Genomic DNA, 23274 nt, shown 5'->3' on the forward strand with positions numbered 1-23274 from the left:
TGATATCAAAGCTCACTACTACATTTAGCAGTGAGCAATGCTAGTTATTCGTACAAGTTCGTAGCAAAAGTGTTATAGCTATCAGCCTTCACGAACTTAGCAGGGTTATCTAAGGCTTTACCGTTCTTGTCTTGCGATAACGCTTTAAAGTGTTCAATACCACAATCAATTTTAGCTTGCTCAGAAGCACGTAAATCATCAGAGAAGATACTAGATTTGGTTTCAACTACAAAATAGAGCTGATCACCCATACCATCTTCTTTATCAATCAATACCGCCCAATCAGGGTTATAACTGCCTAATGGAGTATCAATCTTAAACCACGCTGGTAATTTGGCGTAAAGCTTAACGTCCGTTGATTCTTCAAGCTTTTCTGCAAACTCAAACTCTGTATCAGAATCACAAATGATGTAATCGTAAACAGATTTGTTCGCCTCAACCATATTTTTAAGATAACCAGTAAGTTCTTCTTCTTGGAACAACTCCTGAGCGTAATATTCTTCATCTCCAATTCTGTGATATGAGATACCATCGACAATAGCTAAACGCATTTGTTTACGGATCACTTCACTAGCAAGTTCGATGAATCGCTGTGGGTTGTTCTTGAATGCTTCTAACTTATCACCTAGTCCAAGCAGAATATCTACCACCGTCTTACGGGTTAGGTTCGTGTTTGATTCAAGATACGTTACTACGTCTGGAAGTTGGAAGTTGCGATTACGGTAGTATTGGATCTTTGACTCTTCATCAAAAGTCTCAAGTTCCGCTTCTGTTACCGCCACTTTCACTTTTTTATATTCAAACTTCGCACTTGCAACCGCAACTGACGCTCTGATTTCCTTGATGCACTTCTGTACAAGCTCACCAACGCTGAAGTTCACTCGATAAGTCGTCTTATACTTAATTCTGTCCCAGAGTGCTTTAAAATCATCCCCAAGCACGATTTGCTTACCATTATCTTCACGAAGCGTTGCTGTTTTCTTCTCTTCATGTTTTTTAATGCTTAAACCTTTAGCAACCTTAGTTAAAGTTGCAAGAATCGCATCAGAATGTTCTTGAACACTTTCAGGTAAACTAACCGTATTATCAACCAGATCAGTTTTAAGAGAATCTAAGATTTTGCCTTTCTTGTCGATGTAACCTTTATCCGCTAAGTGCTGATAAATCTCTTCTGATTTTTTAGCACCAAGAAACTCTTTAGTGTCATGCTCATCAGAAATAACAATATTTGCAAATTGGTGTTTTTCAACTGCACCAAACTTGATCCCTTCCTCTTCCTCAATCTCTTTTTGAAGAGCAGCAACAAACTGATCATAAGATTCATTTGCCATTACAGTAAGCGTATTAACCTCAAAGCCATACGGTACACGTTCACCCGATTGGTCTACTGCTAAACGTAAACCACGACCAATCTCCTGACGCTTCTTCATCACAGAGTTAGTTTCGTTTAGAGTACAAATTTGGAATACGTTAGGGTTATCCCAACCTTCTTTCAAGGCTGAGTGAGAGAAGATAAATCGAAGCTTTTCATCCATTGATAAAAGCTTTTCTTTGTCTTTCATAATCAAGTTATAAGCAGATTCATCAGCAGCAGTTTTACCACCTTCACCTTTTGCTGAAAGTTTTGATTCAGCGTAAAGAGGATTACCTGACGCATCTTTTTTCTTATCTTGAGCAAAGTAGCCATTGTGAACAGAACTAGCTAGTTCTTTGAGCGCATGTTCATTTAAAATTGACTTACCTGCATCATTCTTATCCCAAATTGAAGGATATAAAACACGATACTTTGGCTTTCTTAATTGCTGTGTAAACTCTTCCTCAAACCACTTGGCAAATTTACCCTGAACAGGTATTCCATCACTTGAATAGCCACGGTAATTCGCTACTTTATCAATGAAGAACAGACTCAGAACCTTAATACCTTTCTGGCTTAGAATTTTGGAATGATCCATTACATCTACGCCAGTCGTAATTTTTCTATAAAATTTCAGCTCTTTTTCAAGATGCTCTTCAACAGTCTTAGATACTTGTAATCGCTTATAAGTATCTTGATCAACTTCACCTATTGATTGACTTAGCTCTAAGATGTCATCACGGCTCGTAAAGTCGATATACTCGCTACCTTCTTCGCAGTAAATGTCATTGATTACATAACCTTCATAAACAGTTCGTCCACCAGAAGCTTCAAATAAATCCGTTCCACTCTTAACTGTGATTGATTTACGTGGCTGTAGCTTTCCTGTTTTAGTTTGAGCGTCAATTTCAATTTTAGCTGTGATTGGCGATTTCTTATTATCAACACTGATCAGCTTGATATACGCTTGGTTATGATTGTCTTGAACTTCCAATGAAGCAACTTCAATCTGTTTGACCAGCTTACGCTCATACGCATCTATCGAATCGAGCTTATAAAGCATGTTGAAGTTTTCAGTCAACGTTGCTGAGTATCGGAACGTGCAAAGCGGATTTAAACTCGCAATTGCTTTTTTACGGTTAGCTGTAGATGCCACAGATTGAGGTTCATCAATTAGAACAACAGGATTTGTTGCTTGAATGAATTCAATTGGCTTCATCCCGTTCAGGCGATCATCGGTTCGGTGAATCAGGTTAGCTTTCGTCTCTTTCTCTGGGTCTGTGAAAGACTTACTGAAAGCGTCAATGTTGATTACCATAATCTGAATATAATCATTAGTAGCAAAGTTTCTTACTTGCTCACGCTTTGAAGAATCATAGACAAAGTAATCATATTGAACGTTCTTATACTCTTTTCTGAAATGGTCTTCAGTCATTTGCAGAGATTTATAAACACCTTCTTTGATTGCCACTGATGGAACAACGATGATGAATTTTGTTAATCCATAACGTTGATTCAGCTCAAAAGCACTACGTAGGTAAACGTATGTTTTACCTGTACCAGTTTCCATTTCGACAGTAAAATCAAGGCTTGGAAGTGCTTGTTTCGTAGTTTCAGTCTGAGGTAAGCCATTAACTAACTGAACATTACGAGTATTTTCATATAACTCTTCTGGTAATAGGCTCAATGCATTAGCAACACCAATACCATCATTTCTCTCAAACATATCAGCTTGAATAGCGTTTGATACAGAGAAGTTAGATTGAAACGTTTCTTGCCCTTCAAATACACCAACAACCGCATTAATCGCTTCTTTTTGATGATCAAGATCAGGGTTAAACTTTATCTTCATTTCAGACATAATTTACCCCCTAAATGCTTTTAACATCGTCAATGCCAGCTTGCTTCAAGATCTGAATAGCATTTGTTTTTACGTTGCTATCAGCAAATCCAGCATCTTTGAATACAACTTGGGTAGTTTCTGGATCAAGTTCTTCTTTCAGCTTGGCGATACCTTCTACAGTTTCACCTGTAATTTCATCATCTAGGCAAACAATCAAAGCACCTGCACCAACAATAAATACAGTATTTCCATTAACCACTTCTGTTTCTACAGGTGTGGTTAGGTCATAGCCATACTTTAAGAATATTTCATACAGAACATCTTCGCTTGAACGATCAGCCTTGATTGATTCAGTTGCTTGCTGAAGGACTTGTTCAAGGTTGTCAAAGTCTGCATCCCAAGGGCGGATATTTGTCTCATCAAGTTTAAAAGTATGAGCGGTTTGAATATCATTAGCTTTACAAACCCTATTAATTCTTTCTTGAGTAAAATCAGAAATTGTTTTGAAATCTTTTTTTCCTGTTTCTTCAGGTATCTGAACAAGAATAAATTTTCTATCGCCTTTATCTTCTACATTTTTTTCGATCACAGCTTGAGCTGTAGTTCCGCTTCCAGCAAAAAAATCAAGAACAATAGAATCTTTTTTTGAGCCTATTTCGAGTATTCGCTTGATTAGAGAAACAGGCTTCGGAGTGTCAAAAATATCTTTTGTCTCTGAAAACAGCTTTTTCAATTCTTGTTTAGCTGTTTGGTTATGACCAACTTCTTGGTAAGTCCATAATGTTAAAGGCGTGATACCTTGTTTAACTTCACTTAAAAAACGTTTAATTGCTGGAACATTGTTCCCCGCTTCACCAAACCAGATTCGATTGTCTGCTACCATATCAGCAAACTTAGAACGTGAAACTCTCCAACAAGCCCCTGCTGGAGGTGATACGACTCGACCAGACGGCGTTGTTATCTCATAATCACTAGTCGCAGAATATGTTTTAACTGATAGATCACCAGCTTTCCAAGGTCCTCTAGGGTCATCATCACGATTCGTATATGCTGAATTCTGTTTATCAGTTCTTGGAAGCAAGTTTGGTCTCCACGTAGACTTATCTTTTGCATAACACAGAATAAAGTCGTGGTTATCTGATAACCATTTTGCATCATTTGAAGGTGAGTATTTCTTTTGCCAAATAATATTATTTATAAAGTTATCTTCACCGAAAATCTCATCACATATCGACCTTAGATTACTTTGCTCTGTATCATCAATAGAAATAAATATAACGCCATCATCAGACAACAAATTCCTTGCTAGTTTCAGTCTTGGATACATCATATTTAACCAGTTTGTATGATAACGTCCTGACTTTTCAGTTTGAGAAGATGTAGCTTTTCCATCAGAATCCATCTGCCCTGTGATTTGAAGATAGTTTTTTACATTATCTTTAAAGTTATCAGGATAAATAAAATCTTTACCCGTATTGTATGGTGGATCAATATATATCAAGTCAATTTTTTTGTGATAGCTTCTTTGAAGGACTTTTAATACCTCAAGGTTATCTCCCTCAATAAAGATATTGTCAGACAATTCCCCTTCAGCATCAAACACAGGTCTCAACGTTGCTGTAGAGGGTTTTAGCGCTAATTGCTTGCATTTGTCCTTATCTGGCCACGTAAAACCAAACCTTTCATTTTTATCAGAGACTTCACTACCAAGTTCTATCTTTAAAGCTTCAAAATCAACAGAATTTCCATTCACAACATTTGGGAACATTTGTTTCAAATACTTAATGTTTTCTGAGACAAGTTCTGAACTTTTGCTTGCAGTATCATTCTTTGTAATTTTCATAAGTTTTCTTATCTGTAGTGTGAACTTCTACTTCTTGTTGAAGAAAAAGCTTCCATAGTTTTCATACAATTTAGTTTTCTTAAATCAATCGCTTCGATAGAACCTCTGTATAGGCTTCCAGATAACTGATTCGCTTGAATTGAACGGATGTCTAAGAACACTATTGTACTTTTTTCATCTGCATTATATGCGATAGTTTTAAAGGTAGTATTACTCAAGTTATTCGACATCCAATTCCCTGCTTTATAATTTCCAGCATCATCAGTATAAGGTAGCCATGTTTTACAAGATTCTTTAGGTCTCTTTAACTCAAGTACATTCAAACTATCGTCTATAGACGATAGCTCAAACGCATCAATATCATTAACCGTAAGATATCGTGATAAGTTACTGATAGTCCAGGCTTGAAATGAATCGTTGTAAGATCTATTTTTTGGTTTTGCATCTCCTACATTCGATAAAAAGTCGCTATCAAATTGTGCAAAGAATTCTCTTAAGCCTTGTCCTGTCTCTACACGACCAGTCCAGTTACTTTCAACGATGCCAAATTCATCGGGTGTATCATCCGAAAAGATTAGTAGCGGAATTTTATGTTTCGTAATTTTATTTAGTTGTATCAAGTGATCCTTCACTGATTGATTCATACAACTTTTCCATACGCTACGAGGTGCATTAATCGCCAATAGGAAGATATAACCCATTCTAATATTGCCAAAAAACCGCAGACTTACTTTCGCCTCAGTAGGCAGCCCTAACCTAGAACTATATGAACTGTGATCAGATACATAGTAGTTAGAAGTCGCCAAATGGTCGTTTATCCAATCCGATTTTTGTGTGTACATAATTTGTCATCCTAGCCAGATTTTTAATGTCGGCACAAATGACTTTTGGTTCATTCATAAGGCCAAAGGCCTTGATTATACCCTATGGACCTGATATAGAAAGGACTAAGATAAACAAGACCTTATCTTGTTTATCGACAGTTTGATTTTCTTAGCCTCCACGTTCAATTTCAATTTTTGATTCATCTGCGTTTCTTTTTTTAGTCTATTTCTTATTCCAGTTAAATCAGCTTCAAGAGTCGCCAACTTATGAAGCAAAATCGTTTTATCTTCATTACTTTTTGCTACAAACTTAAGTTCAGTTAAATCACCTTGAATGCTCTTTGTTCGATATACTCCTGATAGACAACTAACGTCAAGAGCTATTAGCATTGAAATGAAGTCTTGATAAAGCTCAAAGTAGTTAAGGCTTGAAACATTTTTCAGTGAAAAATCATTAAGAAAATTATTCTCATTTTCCGTTAAGCTCGTTGAACTTAACCAATCACTGTTGTAGATATGCTCAATAACCAGCTTACTCTTGTCTGCTTGGTTGATACGCTTATCGGCTAGGCTTATCGCTAGTTCTTCACCTAGTTCTAAAAGTAAAATCACTGGATAAGGAATCAGCGTATGTAAGAGCTTGGCTACATTCTTGAGTTTGGTTTTATTCTTGATTTCACTTTTCAGTACAACACGAATTACCGCTATCTCTATGTACTCAACGGTATCAGTTACATAAATAGGAACATTGAGTGTTTCTGGCTTAAGGGTGTTCTGCCACTCGATAGATTGAATAACGTCCGTTACTAGCTTTTTATCATTACTACTCAGCTCATTGTTATCCACCAGCATCTTCTTAGTGATACGAGTGCCAAGGAACGTTGAATCAGGAAGGGCTAAATTCTCACAAACCTTTTCAATCAAACTGCTATGTTCTGTTTTATCGTTATTTCTAAAGTTAATTAGCTCCATTACAAGATCACCATGTAACTAACAACTTCAAAATCATTGACGTTTTGAGTGCTTGATGCAGATAAGACCGTTCCACCTCTATTGAAGAGACTCGTTGCTCCAATTTCTTCACTCTTACCAGCAATGTTTTCTACCGCTTTAGCGAGAAGATTCTGGTAATGCCTCATTTGTTTACCGTTTTGAGAACGTCTTGAAAACTGATTGTAAGCGTCTGTTGATTGGTCAATATTGGTTAACTCTGAGCCTAGTTTTTTACATAGATCGAGGATCTGTTTTGACTGAGTAAACGAAAGTAAAATTTCTTCTTCATCAGAAATATAGACAAGATAGTAAGGTGCAAGTGAATAGCTTTCTTCAACTTGAACTTTTCCTTTAATGTCTTTTAGACAAAAGATCACGCCTGATTCAATCTCATCACCAAGACCTGAAAACTGACTCGATTCTGATTCAAATGCTTCTTTGTCTATAACCACTGGCGCAAACAAACCTATTGGTGATTGTTCCAATACACCAGTATTGTCATTCTCTTTGCTACTCAAGAACCCAGACAAGTCCATCCTAAAATCATTTAGAGTCAAATCAGTAATAGATACACCACCTGAAATTTCTTCAAGATCAACAACTGCATTTTGAAGTTGCTCAAGTTGCTTTCTGCGATACTCTAAATCATTCATTCCTTTATTGATTTTAGGGTCTTGCTCTATAACGTTTTCTTCACCCGTTGCTGAAATATCAAGTAGTACCATTCGCCCACTAACTCTTGCTTCAAGATTGATATACTCATCCAATTCCATGTTTGGCCAAAAATTAACAAGCTGAATCACATCATTTACAGAACCTAAACGGTCTATACGTCCAAAACGCTGAATGATACGAACTGGATTCCAATGAATGTCATAGTTGATTAAGTAATCACAATCCTGAAGGTTCTGACCCTCAGAGATACAATCGGTAGCTATTAGAATATCGACTTCTTCTTTAAACTCTGGAAAGACTTTTTCACGCTCTTTTGATTTAGGTGAGAAATGAGTTAAAAGGCTATTCAGGTCAGTTTTGAACTTTTTACCATCCGTTCCACGCAAGGTCGTTTCAGTGCGTTGACCTGTAATAATGGCTGAGTGAAGACCCAACTCTTGTGAAGCCCAAGATGATAAGTTTTTGTATAGATACTCTGCTGTATCGGCAAAAGCAGTAAAGATAATAACTTTTTTATTATTACCATTTATCGGGTTCTTGCATTTCTCAAGATACGCTTCTTTCAACATAGAAAGTTTTGCATCACGATCTGAGTTAATGCTTTTTGAAACTCGAACGATTTCCTGAAGAAATACTCTATCAGCTTCAAGATCTTGAGCGAATCGAACCAAATCCATATCTTGAATACGGACTTTGGTTTTATTACCAATTAGATATGGAGCGAGTTCTGGTGAGTTAAACTCTAGCTCATCAATCTCTTCTATTGGCGGAGCAACAAACTCTTCTGTTAGTTCATCACTAAGATTAGGCTTGATGTTAGCGTTAAAATTATGAATTTTGTTTAGTAGTGTATCTACCTGAGTAAGCACTTTTTCTGATGTTAGCGTGAACGAATGGATTGAGCTTTCCATACGCTTAAGAAGATTGATACGGATAAGATGGATCAAGCTTTCTTCACGGTCTACTTGCTTAAATACACTTTTACCGCCTTTAACCTCTTGGTCATATCGTCTCGCATATTCAGCTTTCTTATCCATTCTCACGTATTTCATAGGTGAGTAGAACGCAAGTGATAACCTTCTAATGGTCTTATTCACTTCTTCCAATGGAGGGAACTGGTCTTTAAGATCAATTGATGCTTTTAGGTTGACAGGTAGTAGTCTAGTCGGGAACTTTCCTATATCAGCAGTACCATAATATTTTTCAATATGCTTACGAGAACGAGCTATTGTATAAATATCCAGTAATTTGAAATAATCGAAATTCATCGAGTCTAAAAGGTCTTTCGATGTTCGAATATCAGGATCTTGTTCAGCCCACTTAGAGAAGCGAGTTTGAGCTTGTCTTAGCGTCCCTTCAATACTGTTGATACCGTGATCATGTAAAGCTTGGTCATTCGCCTCAGTGATAAACGCTACTTGGTTTTTCATATCATTTAAACGGTTATTTACAGGCGTAGCAGAAAGCATCAATACCTTCGTTTTTACCCCTGCCTGAATGATATCTTCAAGTAATCTCTGGTAACGGTTTCGACCGTCTTTCTTAGGATTGTTGTTTCTGAAGTTATGAGATTCGTCTATCACGATAAGGTCGTAGTTACCCCAATTGATAGTTTCAAGATTAATATCACCAGAATAACCACCTGTTCTACTCATATCAGTGTGATTCAAAACATCGTAGTTAAAGCGATCACTAGAAAGTAAGTTTCTTTTGTCGTTCTGCGTGTAGATTAGCCAATTATCACGTAGCTTCTTAGGACAAAGCACAAGAACCTTATCATTGCGAAGCTCGTAATACTTGATTACGGCAAGTGCTTCAAATGTCTTACCTAAACCAACACTATCAGCGATGATACAACCGTTAAAATGCTCAAGTTTGTCGATTGCACCTAATACACCATCTTTCTGAAACTTATACAGCTTGTTCCAGACAATTGTATCTTTAAACCCTGTTTTAGTTTTTAGGATCTTGTCTTCTTGCAGATCACCCACAAAGTCTTTAAAAATATTATATAACGTAATGAAGTAGATAAACTGTGGTGTTTGATCAGTCGTTAATTTGGCAAGCTCCGCTTGTAGAAGTGCCTTTGCGTCTTTAACTTGTGCTTTGCTTCCCCAAACTCTATTAAAGAACCCTAAAAGCTCTTTAGCTTGATCTGCATTAGCAAGACTAATCATGTCAAAGCCATTCGACTCTGTTAATCCAATACCTTGACCATTGAATTGAGCACCGTTTATCGCTATTGATTCTGAATGTGAATTTACGTGCGTAATGTGCTGATGAACAGCTCCAGCTTGTTGCACTAAGCGAACAGATGCCTTTTCCTCTAACCAATGAGCAAACTCTTGCGCTATTGCTTTTTGATTTAACTGGTTACGGAACTTGTTTTCTAACGCTGTACCATTCAGCGCACCGAAAGGCGATTCACTACCTAGTGAATCAAATGAATCGAACCCTTTAGCTTGAGAGAATAACAATCGTGCTGAATCTAACTGACTCAACGAATCTTTTAGATGATCGAACGCATAGATGGAGAAAAGCCCCGTCATTACAGACAGCTTATCGTTCGCTTGAATCGAATTGGAAAGCGTTTCTGATACTTTAGTTGTTACGTTATCAATTAGCATACTGACTATATCTTCCTTGTATCTAAACCAGCAGCTTTAAGCCGTGAGGTAAGGTTTCTCATCTTACTAAACTCTGTGCCATAACTAGGTTTTATTCCCAACTCTTCACAAAATTCTCTTGCGGTAAGATTGCTTAGTTCATCAGCATATTTGATAGATTGTAGACAGAACTCCGTCATGTACTGATTACGAGGTGCTGAAGCGAGTGCCAGCTTGATTTCTTCTATAATTTCTTTGTTCATAACGTATCCAATACGAGTCGAAACAACTTCTAGCTATTTTAGCTAATTTTGCAAAAATAGCTATTGGATATGAATATTATTGAGCAGAAGAGAAGCATATCGAATACGCTCTCTTCTAAAAAATCACAACGAAAGTTTGGTTGATTTGATTTTCTTCTTGTTGCTGTTCTGAACGCTCTTAGTTTCTTGGTTTTTGTGAGATTCAATCACTTCTATGACAAGTTTTTTCTTATCTTCTGGTAGCGATTCAACAAGCTTCAACAATGCCTTTTCGTTTCTCTCGATGTATCGATCATCTTTGTTGCTGAACTTGATTTCAGTGATGCCGTTTTTCGTTACCATATCGACAATCTGACGATTTACCTGATCTTGAATCTTGTCTTGGTAGTCGATGAAATCAGGGTTTCGTAATAGGTGAACACCTGACGCATCAGTAAAAGTAAATTTTGTTTTGTTCTTACTGAATTTCTGAACATTCTTATCAAATCGCTGAAGCTCTTTATCTAGTCTCTGTTCGATGAGCTTTTCAAGTTGTTCATCAGTGGCTTTGTTAGGGTATTCGACTCTAACTTTATTACTATTAGAATCTGTTGAGAACATCATCTCTACTTGCAAATGACGTAAATGATCAAAATTATTGCATCCTTCAGGGGGAGTGATAGTTAAGACCTGCCCCTCGCCTAATGCCCTTGCTCTTTCTAACTGCAATGCAGCAATGAACGCCCCTGCTGCTTTAGGATTTGCAATGTTACATGTCGTTGTCCATGTAGTATCTGAAGTTTGTTTTTCTTTCGCTATTGCTTCACCAGTGGTTTTATCAAAGTATGATAATGATCCATCTTCATTAGGTTTTGCTTCAGCGTTAAAGTAGTCAAACAAGTCAGTGAAGCGTTTCTGCAAATACCATTCCTGGTCCACTGTATTCATCAATGTCAGATCTACGTTTGTATAGACGGTTTGACGATAGTTTAAAGTCTTTGGCATAACATCAAACAACTCGTTTTGATGCTTCATAATTGCTTCTTCATCAAGGTCAAAGAGCGAGATTAAGCTTTTACCCTGTAGTTCTGGATTGATGAACGTTGAAGCCTTGAATTTAGTCAGTTTAGCGTTGTTTTCCATTACTCCATTTTTCTTAAAGTTATTGTCCTGAACCGTGTGATACGCCATGTTTCCTTGCTTGTTCAGATTCACAATCAAACCTGCATTGTGGCAACGAATTTCAAACTCTTTAAAAGCATGAAGCTTTGCAAGCTTCTGTTGTTCTGGTGTTGTGGTAAGCTTCAAATCACGCTCTAAATCAACTTTCGTTTTTTCTATAATAGAAGTCAGAACATCTTCAATTTTATCGACCTTTTGACCTGATTTTAGATTCCTGTCAGCGTCAAATCGTTCTGTGAATTTTTTAACTGCAACTTCAAAATCTTTACCTTTGAAGCTTGCGGTATTCAGTTCAACTTTAGAATCGTCTAGTGTGATTTTCATCTTTCCAAAACTTTTAGGTGTTAGATGTATACCCTTTTCTTTAAGTGATGCAATAACCTCTGCTGTTGATTTGCTACTGCTAAGTTCGTTATGGATATTAGATTTAAGATCGTTGTAGCTCTTTCTAGCTTCTTTCCAGTTTTGACCATTACCGATACACTCATTAAGGAACTCTCTTCTAGCGAACAGACCTTCTTTCTTCCAGTATCCGATTGCGATACCTTGATCTAGACACCATGAATATTTCTTCTCAAAGGCAATGTGAACCTTTTGCTTTGTATATGAATAAGAAATTGGATTTAAAAATCGTCCAGAAACAGGATCGAAAGGAGCAAACATAAAATGGTCGTGTGGATTTTCTTCACCAACGATATGCTCATTACTCATCTTTTCAATATCACTAGCTTTGGTTTTTCGTCCTTTGATGCCACGCTGTTTTTTCGTTTCATTCATATACATAGCGATTATGTCAGCACTCATATAAGTGTTGATTGCGCTCATCTTTTCTTCTTCTGTATTAAGACCTTTCAAGATCTCGACTAGATCTTTATCAATTTTGCACTTGTTATCTTTGCCCTCCAATACACCATTTTTCAGATTGTCTTTGATGCGCTGGCGTTCATGCAATTTATAAGTGCAGTTCCCTTTCTCGTAGTGAATACCGTCTTCACCTGTAGCTGTATGACACTCATTTTTATAGTCTAAACAACTACTCTTATTACTGTGCTTCACATAAGTATGAAAAATGTGATTGTGATTATCTTGACAATACTTTTCAACAACCTGTTCAATCTCGTCATATGTCATATCTTGTCCTTCGCTTTTTAGATAAGCCCCAAGATCTGACATATGCTTGTTACCCTTAAATAATAAGTTGAATCTATCTTTTGCAATCTCTCTTTTGTTTTTCTCTGAAATAACATACATAACATGATGTTTGAAATTATCGACTGTAAATGCAACCTTTGTCATTTTAAAAATCATTACAATATCCTTATTAATATATCTAACCTGATATATTACATTTATCATGAATATTATTTTAATCAACGATTCTTAAATCATTATATTACAAACCTTGAAAAACATTAGCATTATAATATTTTTATTGAAATTTAATTATATTTACAATATTATTTTGAACATATATTTTACAAACATTTTGTTAGTAGTATAAATATTATAAGGGGTAACACTTACAGGAGAATAAAAATGAAACAATTAAAAGACAAAGAAAAAGGCTTGTATTTTGAATTATATGGGAACTTAGTTACAGAAAGAGAATATATAAAAGAATGGTGCATTGAAATCACAGAGAATTCTTCAAGTTTAGATGAGTTTGAAGAAAAATATGGTTTTAATTATGATCTTGATGATGATGAAGTTTACGAAGATTTCTTGCACCACTTTGATTATGCAGTAGAAAAAAACAGGAAGGACGGTTTTACAATTGATTTAGACCCAAATGACTTACTTCATTCAAAAGTTAGTTTTGAGAGACGTTATCATAAAATAGATTTTGAAGATTGCGACTTAGAAACAACAGAAAAAATATTAGATGGGTTAGAAGTAAAATATTTTGCTGGCAATACCGATTTAGACTTTGAAGAACTAGACATTTACGAATGTGAAAAATATATATCTTATATAGATAATGATAAATTAATTTTCAAGTCAGAAGCAAATAACACAAACTATAGTCTTACTGAGTTTATCGAATTTCAAGTTGAAAGATTTGATGGTGAAGCTTCTGAAAAACAACTTCATCAGGCTCTAGATTTAGTTGCAAAACTACCTAAAAATCAGAGGTTACACTTAGATATTGACGTTATAGATATCGACAAATCAACTGATACATATTCAATGTTTGAAATGAAACATGCTGATGTTCATTGGTTAATGGATGAAGAATCATTCTATGTTCACCAAGGTTCTGTTTATGACCTAGATTTCAATCTTGTAAAAGATGATGAACTAGTCATTGGCGATATAAGTTTTACAGATTATATTCTAGAACAACATTCAAATTCACCACAACGAAAACTTAATGATATAAATAAATTACAAAATGATTTAGCTATTGAATTGAATGAAACACTTCCTTCATATCGTGTTATGGAAATGCATAACAATGAAGATAATAGAACTCTATCTGAACAAGTAGAAACGCTCTCAAACAACATTCTTAGATTTGGTGATTGTGAGATTGAAGAAGGTTATTTGGTTAATCACCAGAATATGATTGCGTTTGTCATACCAGAAAAAAATCTTGAGCAAAAAGCTTTGTTTGAAGATGCTCAATCAAAATTTAACTTCAGTTCTGACAAAATCACATTCCAGTTTAAAGATTTAGAAGGTGATATAGATTATCTTGTTAGAGAAGATCATCAGAAAGGTTTTGTTGAACTGAAAGGTCAATACTACCAAGTGTTCGAGAAAAAACCTGATTGTCATGGTGATGCGACAACCGCTATATTTTTAAAAGTCGATGAAGACTTTGCCTTGAAAAAAATCTGTGAGATTGAAGAGGAAAAGCTTGAATCAGTCTATGGTGTAAAGCTTGATGATATGAAGTTTGAATCAGGTAAAGTTGTAGCAGATTTTAAAGTTCCGAAATTTGATTATATGTTTGTTATTACCCATCACAAGCAAAAAGATGAAATGTTATTTGATGATATTTCTGTTTTTGAAGATGCTGTAGATAGTGCTAATCCTGATTCTAACCCTAGTGATCAAGATCTTTATTTGTCTTTGACTAATCTTGTTGAAGCAAAATCAAAGCTTAATCATAAGTCTTTAAGTAATGACGAAATAAATAGAAAAATAAACTCTGAAGAACTTAAGGGGTAATCCTCCCATTATTAACCGCATTTATTCGTAGAATTCATGCTGCCGTTTTTAGTGGTGGGAACCCTCCATTTGCAAGGTGTGGTCGTTGATGATTGTAGAACCATAACCATTGGGTCGCCCGATCTTGAACATCTTCAAGTGTGTCAAACAAATACTTACTCACTAAGCCAAACCTCATAGTACGGTTGAACCTTTCTATATAGGCGTTTTGTTGTGGGTTTCCTGGCTGAATATAATCGATTCGAATGTCGTGGTTGTTGGCCCATTTAATAAACGCATGGCTAATGAACTCAGGACCATTGTCGCAGCGGATCGCAACAGGTTTGGTTCGTTGTTCGATGAGCTGCTCTAAGATCCGAGTGACTCGTACTGTGGGCATTGAAAAATCAGGTTCTGACGCCAGACCTTCACGTTTGTAATCATCTATCACATTGAATAAACGGTACTTCCGGCCATCAGATAGCTGATCATGCATAAAGTCCACGGACCAAACTTGGTTTGTTTTAATCGGCTCTTTAAGAGGCTCTGGCGTATGGCGATTCAGGCGTCGTTTTGGCCTAATACGTAAGTTTAGAGCCAATTCGCAGTAGATCCGATAAACCCGCTTATGGTTCCATGTATACCCTTTAACGTTCCGCAAATGGTGAAAACACAGGCCAAAGCCCCAGTCAGAGCAGTCTTCACTGTTGCACAGCGTTACTAACTCCTGAGCTATCAACTCATTCTCAGGTTGAAGCTTCGATTTATAGCGATAGCAGGTCTCGCTGATCCCAAACCAATAGCATGCACTTTTAATGCTGATGTGATAGTTCGCCACCGAACGCTGAGCCATCAATCGACGCTCACAGGGCTTCACCACTTTTTTGCCATCGCCTCTGAGATCACCTCTGCTTTAAGGCGTTCTTCCGCATACATCTTTTTAAGCCGTCGATTTTCATCTTCGAGTTCTTTCATCCGCGCCATAAGGGATGCGTCCATACCGCCGTATTTCGAACGCCACTTGTAAAAGGTTGCGTTGCTCATTCCATGCTCACGACAGAGCTCAGGAACAGGTGTACCAGCCTCAGCCTGCTTGAGAATAGATAAGATCTGACTGTCCGTGTAACGTGACTTTTTCATGTTGAATCTCCTGTATTTACTATACGAGAAAATTCTACTTTTGCATGGGATTAATTTTCGGGGGGATTACCAAGGTTGATGCACCACAAAAGAAAAAATCTCGCTCTCTAAGGATGTAAAATCAAAGAGGTTTTATGAACATCAAGATTGAAACATTGATGAATAATCCAAAAGCTTCATTACTTACTAATGAGGCTTCTTGTCGTTCTCTGAAAGGATTTATTCAGCACCATCGAAAACTCATTGATGATTCAGATTCTAAATTCACCATAAAAAGCTTTGTAAGCCAACATGAGAGTGAATTAGATGAAATACTAGCACAGATTGACGTTGTGGTTTATGACAGCTCAAAACCGATTACAGAGCTTGAAATCATCACAGAACAAGGTGTTTTCTTTTTTGATGAAATCCCTGAATCAACTTCAAAGAAAATCTTAGAACAGCTCAATATTTCTTATGTTGAACGTTCTATTGAACTGAATGAGCACAGAGAAGATTTTATCGCTTTTGTCGATAAAGGAGTTGTTCTTTACAAATCGAGCATTGATAGAATCTGTTATGAATGTGAAGATTACAAGAATTCACTCAGTAATAATTATCTTAATACCTTCAGCTATTTTCTTGTGATTGAAGATTTTTTTGAACCATACAAGAAAACGTATATCGACCAGAACAGCGAAATTTATACGCTCCTTTTTGAGCAATACGCTGATACTTTACCTGCGTCCGATATGTATTTTATACGTGATGAATGTGTTTATAATAATCGTTTAGAATCGGTTTATGACTTTCAGTTCTATGTTGAAGAACACGATTTTTCATTAGCTGATTATGTTCGTGGTGATGCGAGAATCAAAGTTGCTCCTGCGTTTCTACCTCATGATCTTGGTGTTCGATGGGTCGGTATATCAGAACTTGGAACAGAGCTTAAATCTACGTTTAAAACCGCAAATCTCAATCAAGAATTTACGGTTACAACTGACCTAGAAAATGAATATATTTTTATAGTCGATAATGCCTGTGTTTTTGAAGATGCTGTAGATAGTGCTTACTTCAGTGATGAACCAGAAAATCGTGATGAAGATTTTGCTGAACAGCTAAAAGAGTTCATACTGAAAAAACGAAACTACGATTATTATAGTATTGACGTTAAAATCAAACCTTCGATCACTAAGCTGAAATCAGATTACAATCGAATCTTAAAAGCATCCAATCGCCATACCAATCACTAGAATCATGCTTCCAGCCAATACGCCTAGCGATATGTTATTGCTGTTAATCTTGAAGAAATCGAGTTCACTACCTCTGATTTTTGCACCTTCAAAGTTACATAATCTTAGTTGCTCTAGATCGACAAATTTATAACTTGTCTTAGTGCAATTTGCATTTCTAAATTCACTGTTTTCAATGATTGAGTTGCTGATACAACATTCAGAAATATCAATGTTGTTTGCTTCTGTACCTCTCCAAACTGAGTTATAGATAAAAGCCCCTTTCATCTTCGCCCCATTGAGACTTGAACCTGTAACGTCAACGCCTGTCATCGTTGCATTTCTTGCGATTAGTTTGTCCATTTTAAGGTTCGATAAATCCATGTTGTTTTCAAATCTATAATTTGAAAAATTTCTTTGTCCACCGTTCCAAAGCTCTATAAAGTGTTCTCTTGATTTTACTTCCATTGTTCTTAATCCTCGTTTAATTATATCTGTCAACATATACTGTTATGACATAAAAAAACGGTTAATCAATAGCTTGATATGATACTTTTCATTTACATAATAAAAGTTAAAAAAAAAGAACCAGTTCTAGGTTCTTTTTCTGATAAGTAATTTTAAAATAATTTATTTTATAAAAAACTTTCTTCGTATTCATAGAGTGAAATCCCTGATTCCCACGCATCATCAATCGCTTCTTTTCTGTATTCTGGTTCATAGATCTGAAATGGTAAAACCTCAAGATCTAAAACATCGTTATACTTTGATTCAATCGCATTAGAAACTTTCAATGCAACCTCATTCAGAGCTTGTTCTTGCTCGTCTTCATCAACTAAATGCACTTGATAAATACGTTCAGAAAAGAGCTTTTCAATCACTAATGGTTCAAGTTCAGTAAGAGCCATATCAGTATGATTTGCTTCTTCAAGCAATTCATTAATATAAAACTTGTCTACTGCCAGATCACGAAACATGTCTCTTCGTTCCGTGATTAGGTAGAACTCATATTTACAGCGTTCAGGACGTTCGTTAAAGATACGCTCAAAATCTCTTTTGTTTGTCCAGATTCGATAAATTCTCAATTTATGCTGCCTCTTTACCTTCATCAGAATGTGGATGAGAACCAGAAAGTAAATCTAACATCTTTCTGTGAAACTCTTGCTCTCGCTTATGCTCTAAAAAGCGCATCACATAAGGATCTGTGATTCGGTTCGGGTCGTTAGCGTAAACGATACGGCCATTTTTCTTATACTCTTTGATTAAATCATTTTGATAAGCTGTGATTTGAATATCGGGGAGTTGGTCAACATTGTTTACCATAAGGTTGAACAAGCACTGTATAACTGCGATTTTAATTAATCGTTCATCAAGATCATTAATAATAAGCTCAAAAGATTTTTCTGGGTCTTTTAACTCAACGTGGTTCTTGACCAATTCCAGAACAAACGAGCCAGTGCCACAGGTAGGTTCGCCCATTCTCTGCTTCGAACTTTTACTATTAAGAATAAGAGTTATTGCAGATACAACTTCTGGCGGTGTCATGCACTGGCACATTTTCTTTTTATCGAACTTGTTTAGCTCTACCATAAGTTCAGCGAAATAGTCAAAATAAGGTCGTTTCTTCATCGAGTTCATGAGATAAGTAAGAAACTTATTATGCTCAATCTGCATAAAAGCATAGTTCTGACTGTATGTTCCAGTGACAGCGTATTGATATGTCATTTCAACAAAATCAGACAAGATTCTATCTGTTGATTGACCGTATTTGTCAGCCGTTTTAGTGATAATTTTTGCTAGTTGTTTCGTTTCGTTTTTCATAATATTTGCTCCTAAGCTGCTTTTGGGTTAGTTATTTCTTGTATTAAATCAATTTCTAAAACTTCTTCTAAAAACTTCTGATATTCACCTGACTCTAGGTGTTCAAAAAACTCATCATCAATGTGAATCGCTCCATCTGGTGGCACATCAGTAATTCTTGAAAGAGCGATCTCTTCTTCAACATCATATGTATATCTGAATAAAGCATCGTTAATAAGGTCATCAAAAATTTGACCTTTCTCTACGCTCAACCAAATTGTATGTAGTTCTTCTTTCGTGAAATTTAAAACTCTATAAAGTTGAAAATCACATAGATAAATATCTTGAACATAATATTGTTTCCCATTAATTGCTGTGAATACGAAAAATGGATCATAAAGAGTTCCTTCAGTAAAATTGAGAATTACTGGTCTATCATCACTCTCAATCAAGTGCTCCCCTTCACAAGCGTTTCCATCAGTGAATAAATTGTAATTCCAATCGAGGTTATAAATTGTTTTTCTTATCTTTAACAATTGAAAAATATCTTCTGGTTCAATTTCAAAATATTCTATGTCGCAACAATCTTTTTCAACCATCAGAGTGTCAGTGTTTCCTGATAGAATAATCCTGTCTTTTTCTACTATGTAATAACTCATATAATCTCCTAAGCTGCTTTGTTATTTTGTTGTTCGTTATCTTTAAATATTTTCAGAAGAGTTGAGAAAACATCTTCTCTCTGAAGCTGGTCTATATGCTCGTAATAGCCCTTTACATAAGGTTCTTGGATCAATCTAGGGTTAGGATGAAAAACAAGGTTTTCAGGCTTATCATAATCAGTGAGCGTATTACCGTTATAAGCAAGAATATTCACTTCTTTAGCCTTGTCGGGATTGTGAATACCATCGTTATACTGAAGCTGAATCAATGCTATTTTCACCATCAATATGTCTATGTCATTGACCAAAATGTTTAGGGTTTCAGCATTACTTTTCATCAACCTTCCAAACATACTAAGAATCAAACCACCTGTGCCACATCCACAATCATCAGAAAAATTAATTTCTTTTTTATCAGGACAATTACGAAGATGAATTTCTGATTGAATGCTACCCACAAGATATGAAATATCATTTGGAGTCATACATTGCCCTAAACCTTTCTTATCAAACGAAATAATGTTCATCATTGCTTCACCAAGAACATCAGTGAATGGGTTCTCTCTAACGGCTCTTAAAAGTAACAATCTGAATTCCAATTGTTCAGCTTCAAGATACTTATACTTAATGTCATAAGTTGTTGTAGCATTGAGTTGATAAGTCATTTCGATGAACTTCTTGAAAATCTCTTCAGGTTTTTCTTTATATTTTTTAGCTGTTTGTATTACGTGTTTTTCGATATTCATAGTTTTCTCTCTATCATTAGTGAAACATCCGCTGTTTCAGTTAAGTCTTCCTCTCTTTTTAAATCTTTATGCTGCTTGCTTAAGTTCTTCATAAACTGGCTGTAATCGTTTCTGTGCAATTTCAAAATACTGTTCATCTACTTCAACACCTATTCCGTTTCTTCCAAGATTTTGAGCTGCAACTAAAGTGCTCCCGGTCCCTAGAAATGGTTCAAAAATTACATCACCTTGTTTAGAGCTATTCCTGATTAAAATCTCTAATAGATCGACAGGCTTTTCAGTGGGGTGCGTTTTAGAACCAATAATGTTATTCACTTCAAGAACGTTCTTTGTTCCCATATTCACAATGTTCTTTGCTTTACCCTTACGACACATCACAATGAACTCACAGTTCTTCATGTAGTATTTGTTAGGCGTTGCATTGTTCTTCTTCCAAACAAGAACATTCTGAAGCTTGAAACCTGCCTTGATTGCCTCAGTCATAAGCTCGTTTAAGTTTCTATCGTTTACCATAAAATATGCGTGAGTTTGATTTTTCAAAACTCTAAAGACTTCTGGCATCCAATCACTAAATTTGATTTTGTTATGCTTAAACAAAGAACCACTTCTAATAAATTCAACGTTCGATTTATTAATCCATTTCGATTTAAGGTCATTAGCTGCAATACCTCGATTAAGCATTCCTGAAGGATTTTTTGAAGTGTCTCCATTCACTTTGCAACCGCCTGTTACGATCTTGTATGGTGGATCTGTAACGACTAAATCGACACTTTCATCACTCATATCTTTCATTACTTCTAAAACATCTTGATTGTAAATTTTCATATTTTTCTCTCTATATTTAGGCAACATCCAATGTTGCGGTTAAGTCTTCCCCTCCTTTAAATCTTTATGCTGCGTTATTAAGTTGACATATATTTTGAACAAACATATTTTCTGTCTTGTCATAAAAGAATCCATAAACTTTATCTTTAATCGAATAGTCTGAAGGTGTTGTAGAAATCCAACGAATTGCTTTTTCTTTTTTGGTTTTTTCAATGTTTAAGTCGATTAGAGATAAGCAAGATTTTTTCTTGGCAATAATAAAAAATTCAAACAACTCTTCTTTGTCATTTTTTCTAGCAATAAAATCACCTGATTTCATTGCAGATTTAGCCTGACTATTGGTTTTATGATTTGTGTAATAGATACGGAATGTATCCATATCACAGCCAGCCAAACGAAATACTTCTTCAAAATCTTCTGCGGTTAGTAGGCTTTTATTCGAGTAAGAAAAGCTCACATATTTTGATTTTGATTCTTCGATCATTCGCACAAACAAAGGCATCACAGATTCTTTTTTGTTCTGCTCTAGTGGCTCGGTAAAGCCCTTAGTTTTAGTTGGTTTTGAAGCTCTACCAAAAATCTCAGGACGGCTGTTTTCAACAATCGTATTCCACAGGTGATAGAACGATGAGTAGCGCACCGAACAAGAAACTTTCTCGTTGTTCGTTCCATAGGGCGGATCGAAGTAAGTAATATCGGCACTGACTTTTCTAAGCGTTTCAAAAACATCACCCTGAAAATTCTTGTGATTGAATGTGTGGTTTGATTCAAACTCAGGAGTTTCTAATAGAATGTCTTTCTGTGATTTAGCAGACCAATCTTTCAAATATCCGTTTTGATGCCCCATGACATTTGAAATGCTATTAACAGCCAAAATTAGCGAAACCATCAGAATGTTCTTTTCGTCCTGATCAATTTTTCCTGCTTGTAACCACACCTCTAAGATATGCCTGTATATATCAATACGCTTTGCATTCTTAGTTAGCCAAACCTTACGATTTCCATCTGAATCAACAGGTGAATCTTCTAACTCTCTAGAGTAGGTTTTTGTGAACCAACCATCTGTTTGATTGAAGTAAAAATCTGGAATGTTATTCATTCTTTCAATTAGTTCTGCAATTCGTTCCTTGCTTGCTTTTGAACATAGAAATGCATCGTTGATAACTTTTGTAAACGCTTGTTTATCATTCGTTGTAACTTCAAATTGGTCTTTGAAGTAGTTAGCAACCTGACCTGAACCTGAAAATGCATCGAAGAAACTTTTACAGTTATTATCTTTTGCAACGTTAATGAGAAAGTCTTGCAGTGAAGAATCAAGAAACGTTAGTAATTCCTTTTTGTTACCCATATATTGAATAGTCTTGTGTTTGTTTTTTACTTTTTTTTCATTGATATTATTCATAATTAGCTCTCTTTTAGTTATGCAACTTCCAGTGTTGCTTGAAGTCTTCCGCTTCTTTTTTGCTAAATTTTGGGCGCAAAAATCCCCTGAACTTGTTTTGTTCAAATTGAAAAATTAGGGTTTAAATTTCGCTCGAAGTGAGCGTGATTTGTTTAAATAATTGGAAGTCGTAAAAGAGAGTCTTGAATTGTTCTATTCAAGATTTTAAAGAAAGATATAAAATTTAGGCGTGATAAATCGACAATAATATCTGAAGATAAGATCGTTGATTTCTTAGGTTTTGAATTGATTGTTTGTATTTTACGTGGCATAACTTTTCTCCAAATTAACAAGCCTTGGATGAAAGTTAGTTATAACTGAGGTATTTAGCTTAGAGTATAGCTACACGTAAATTCTAACTCACTTAAGTTAGATAGATCTATCCCAATGAAAAGTTATAGTTCAAGTTATCTTGATACGATTCAAGCACAACCATCCTATATACTTACTTATCATAATCTAATTCGAGAATTCACTTTGCGAAAGTAGCAAAGATGGATTAATCCAAAAATATTATAATAATATTGGCAATAATCTTAACTGTATAACTTTATTGAACTCTGTCTAAATGTATCCTCTTGTTGTTTAAACTAAAAATCATCGTTTTTTATGACAAGCGACTTAACGCTTGTCTGGCTGTTAAAATGCAGAAAAGTAAGATATGTGGTCTTAACTTTTGCTTTTAACTACTGTTCTTACGACCTTCCATGTCTGACAGTAATGAGCTTCCTACTCGG

General features: G+C 35.7%; 17 protein-coding genes. 2 read left to right on the top strand and 15 right to left on the bottom strand.

The annotated features are described in order from the left end of the window. Window positions 1-44: 44 nt before the first annotated feature. The 7 genes from ACRRS0_RS18415 to ACRRS0_RS18445 all read right to left on the bottom strand — a co-directional run bounded on the left by ACRRS0_RS18415 (window position 45) and on the right by ACRRS0_RS18445 (window position 12870). Window positions 45-3215 (bottom strand): type III restriction-modification system endonuclease, encoded by a 3171-nt coding sequence (locus tag ACRRS0_RS18415; protein WP_432451751.1) that lies wholly within the window; start codon window positions 3213-3215, stop codon window positions 45-47. Window positions 3216-3225: 10 nt separating this feature from the next. After that, a complete protein-coding gene (locus tag ACRRS0_RS18420) occupies window positions 3226-5040 on the bottom strand; it encodes a site-specific DNA-methyltransferase (protein WP_432451750.1) in 1815 nt (604 codons plus the stop codon). Window positions 5041-5048: 8 nt separating this feature from the next. Further along, window positions 5049-5684 carry a hypothetical protein gene (locus tag ACRRS0_RS18425; RefSeq protein ID WP_432451748.1) on the bottom strand — a complete coding sequence of 212 codons (636 nt, stop codon included), beginning with the start codon at window positions 5682-5684 and terminating at the stop codon, window positions 5049-5051. Window positions 5685-5987: 303 nt separating this feature from the next. Further along, on the bottom strand, window positions 5988-6836 hold the full coding sequence (locus ACRRS0_RS18430) for a DUF4391 domain-containing protein (protein WP_432451747.1): 849 nt from the start codon (window positions 6834-6836) through the stop codon (window positions 5988-5990). Next, window positions 6836-10159, bottom strand: a complete 3324-nt coding sequence (locus tag ACRRS0_RS18435) for a helicase-related protein (RefSeq protein WP_432451746.1) — start codon at window positions 10157-10159, stop codon at window positions 6836-6838. Before ACRRS0_RS18435 ends, ACRRS0_RS18430 begins: the two co-directional genes overlap by 1 nt. A 5-nt stretch (window positions 10160-10164) precedes the next feature. Then, window positions 10165-10401, bottom strand: a complete 237-nt coding sequence (locus tag ACRRS0_RS18440) for an HTH-like domain-containing protein (RefSeq protein WP_017035588.1) — start codon at window positions 10399-10401, stop codon at window positions 10165-10167. 123 nt (window positions 10402-10524) lie between these two features. Then, window positions 10525-12870 carry a hypothetical protein gene (locus ACRRS0_RS18445; protein ID WP_432451745.1) on the bottom strand — a complete coding sequence of 782 codons (2346 nt, stop codon included), beginning with the start codon at window positions 12868-12870 and terminating at the stop codon, window positions 10525-10527. A 228-nt stretch (window positions 12871-13098) separates the two neighbouring features. Here ACRRS0_RS18445 and ACRRS0_RS18450 point away from each other — a divergent pair, with 228 nt between their 5' ends. Further along, complete coding sequence (locus ACRRS0_RS18450) at window positions 13099-14736, top strand: hypothetical protein (RefSeq protein ID WP_432451744.1); 1638 nt, start codon at window positions 13099-13101, stop codon at window positions 14734-14736. A 34-nt stretch (window positions 14737-14770) separates the two neighbouring features. Here ACRRS0_RS18450 and ACRRS0_RS18455 read toward each other — a convergent pair. Beyond that, window positions 14771-15855, bottom strand: a protein-coding gene (locus tag ACRRS0_RS18455) for an IS3 family transposase (RefSeq protein WP_432451743.1) whose coding sequence is annotated in 2 segments (ribosomal slippage) — window positions 14771-15606 and window positions 15606-15855 — 1086 coding nt in all. Because the reading frame shifts where the segments join, the coding sequence is not laid out codon by codon here. Window positions 15856-15989: 134 nt separating this feature from the next. Here ACRRS0_RS18455 and ACRRS0_RS18460 point away from each other — a divergent pair. Next, window positions 15990-17087 (top strand): hypothetical protein, encoded by a 1098-nt coding sequence (locus ACRRS0_RS18460; RefSeq protein WP_432451742.1) that lies wholly within the window; start codon window positions 15990-15992, stop codon window positions 17085-17087. Here the strand turns inward: ACRRS0_RS18460 and ACRRS0_RS18465 are convergent. From ACRRS0_RS18465 to ACRRS0_RS18495, 7 genes are all read right to left on the bottom strand, one after another. Next, a complete protein-coding gene (locus ACRRS0_RS18465; protein ID WP_432451741.1) occupies window positions 17055-17534 on the bottom strand; it encodes a pentapeptide repeat-containing protein in 480 nt (159 codons plus the stop codon). The two genes, ACRRS0_RS18460 and ACRRS0_RS18465, sit on opposite strands and share 33 nt — an antisense overlap. 167 nt (window positions 17535-17701) lie before the next feature. Continuing rightward, entirely contained in the window at window positions 17702-18043 is a 342-nt protein-coding gene (locus tag ACRRS0_RS18470; RefSeq protein WP_432451740.1) for a hypothetical protein, read from the bottom strand. 109 nt (window positions 18044-18152) lie between these two features. Then, window positions 18153-18887 (bottom strand): N-6 DNA methylase, encoded by a 735-nt coding sequence (locus ACRRS0_RS18475; RefSeq protein ID WP_432451739.1) that lies wholly within the window; start codon window positions 18885-18887, stop codon window positions 18153-18155. 11 nt (window positions 18888-18898) lie between these two features. Further along, window positions 18899-19525 (bottom strand): hypothetical protein, encoded by a 627-nt coding sequence (locus ACRRS0_RS18480; protein ID WP_432451738.1) that lies wholly within the window; start codon window positions 19523-19525, stop codon window positions 18899-18901. An 8-nt stretch (window positions 19526-19533) separates the two neighbouring features. Further along, window positions 19534-20271 (bottom strand): hypothetical protein, encoded by a 738-nt coding sequence (locus ACRRS0_RS18485; protein ID WP_432451737.1) that lies wholly within the window; start codon window positions 20269-20271, stop codon window positions 19534-19536. Between the two features lie 66 nt (window positions 20272-20337). Next, a complete protein-coding gene (locus ACRRS0_RS18490; RefSeq protein ID WP_432451736.1) occupies window positions 20338-21096 on the bottom strand; it encodes a DNA-methyltransferase in 759 nt (252 codons plus the stop codon). A gap of 64 nt (window positions 21097-21160) precedes the next feature. Next, the gene (locus ACRRS0_RS18495) at window positions 21161-22498 is read right to left on the bottom strand and encodes a DNA adenine methylase (RefSeq protein ID WP_432451735.1); all 1338 of its coding nucleotides are present in this window, start codon (window positions 22496-22498) and stop codon (window positions 21161-21163) included. Between the last annotated feature and the right edge of the window lie 776 nt (window positions 22499-23274).

Source organism: Agarivorans sp. QJM3NY_29 (assembly GCF_050870835.2).
In the GTDB taxonomy this organism is placed as follows: Bacteria; Pseudomonadota; Gammaproteobacteria; order Enterobacterales; family Celerinatantimonadaceae; genus Agarivorans.

Excerpts from the sequence above, each read along its gene's own strand:
- ACRRS0_RS18460 (WP_432451742.1), top strand. The coding sequence starts at position 15,990 with ATGAACATCAAGATTGAAACATTGATGAATAATCCAAAAGCTTCATTA.
- ACRRS0_RS18435 (WP_432451746.1), bottom strand. The coding sequence starts at position 10,159 with ATGCTAATTGATAACGTAACAACTAAAGTATCAGAAACGCTTTCCAAT.
- ACRRS0_RS18495 (WP_432451735.1), bottom strand. The coding sequence starts at position 22,498 with ATGAATAATATCAATGAAAAAAAAGTAAAAAACAAACACAAGACTATT.
- ACRRS0_RS18415 (WP_432451751.1), bottom strand. The coding sequence starts at position 3,215 with ATGTCTGAAATGAAGATAAAGTTTAACCCTGATCTTGATCATCAAAAA.
- ACRRS0_RS18485 (WP_432451737.1), bottom strand. The coding sequence starts at position 20,271 with ATGAATATCGAAAAACACGTAATACAAACAGCTAAAAAATATAAAGAA.
- ACRRS0_RS18465 (WP_432451741.1), bottom strand. The coding sequence starts at position 17,534 with ATGGAAGTAAAATCAAGAGAACACTTTATAGAGCTTTGGAACGGTGGA.
- ACRRS0_RS18450 (WP_432451744.1), top strand. The coding sequence starts at position 13,099 with ATGAAACAATTAAAAGACAAAGAAAAAGGCTTGTATTTTGAATTATAT.
- ACRRS0_RS18475 (WP_432451739.1), bottom strand. The coding sequence starts at position 18,887 with ATGAAAAACGAAACGAAACAACTAGCAAAAATTATCACTAAAACGGCT.
- ACRRS0_RS18470 (WP_432451740.1), bottom strand. The coding sequence starts at position 18,043 with ATGTTTCGTGATCTGGCAGTAGACAAGTTTTATATTAATGAATTGCTT.
- ACRRS0_RS18445 (WP_432451745.1), bottom strand. The coding sequence starts at position 12,870 with ATGATTTTTAAAATGACAAAGGTTGCATTTACAGTCGATAATTTCAAA.
- ACRRS0_RS18425 (WP_432451748.1), bottom strand. The coding sequence starts at position 5,684 with ATGAATCAATCAGTGAAGGATCACTTGATACAACTAAATAAAATTACG.
- ACRRS0_RS18480 (WP_432451738.1), bottom strand. The coding sequence starts at position 19,525 with ATGAGTTATTACATAGTAGAAAAAGACAGGATTATTCTATCAGGAAAC.
- ACRRS0_RS18420 (WP_432451750.1), bottom strand. The coding sequence starts at position 5,040 with ATGAAAATTACAAAGAATGATACTGCAAGCAAAAGTTCAGAACTTGTC.
- ACRRS0_RS18490 (WP_432451736.1), bottom strand. The coding sequence starts at position 21,096 with ATGAAAATTTACAATCAAGATGTTTTAGAAGTAATGAAAGATATGAGT.
- ACRRS0_RS18440 (WP_017035588.1), bottom strand. The coding sequence starts at position 10,401 with ATGAACAAAGAAATTATAGAAGAAATCAAGCTGGCACTCGCTTCAGCA.
- ACRRS0_RS18430 (WP_432451747.1), bottom strand. The coding sequence starts at position 6,836 with ATGGAGCTAATTAACTTTAGAAATAACGATAAAACAGAACATAGCAGT.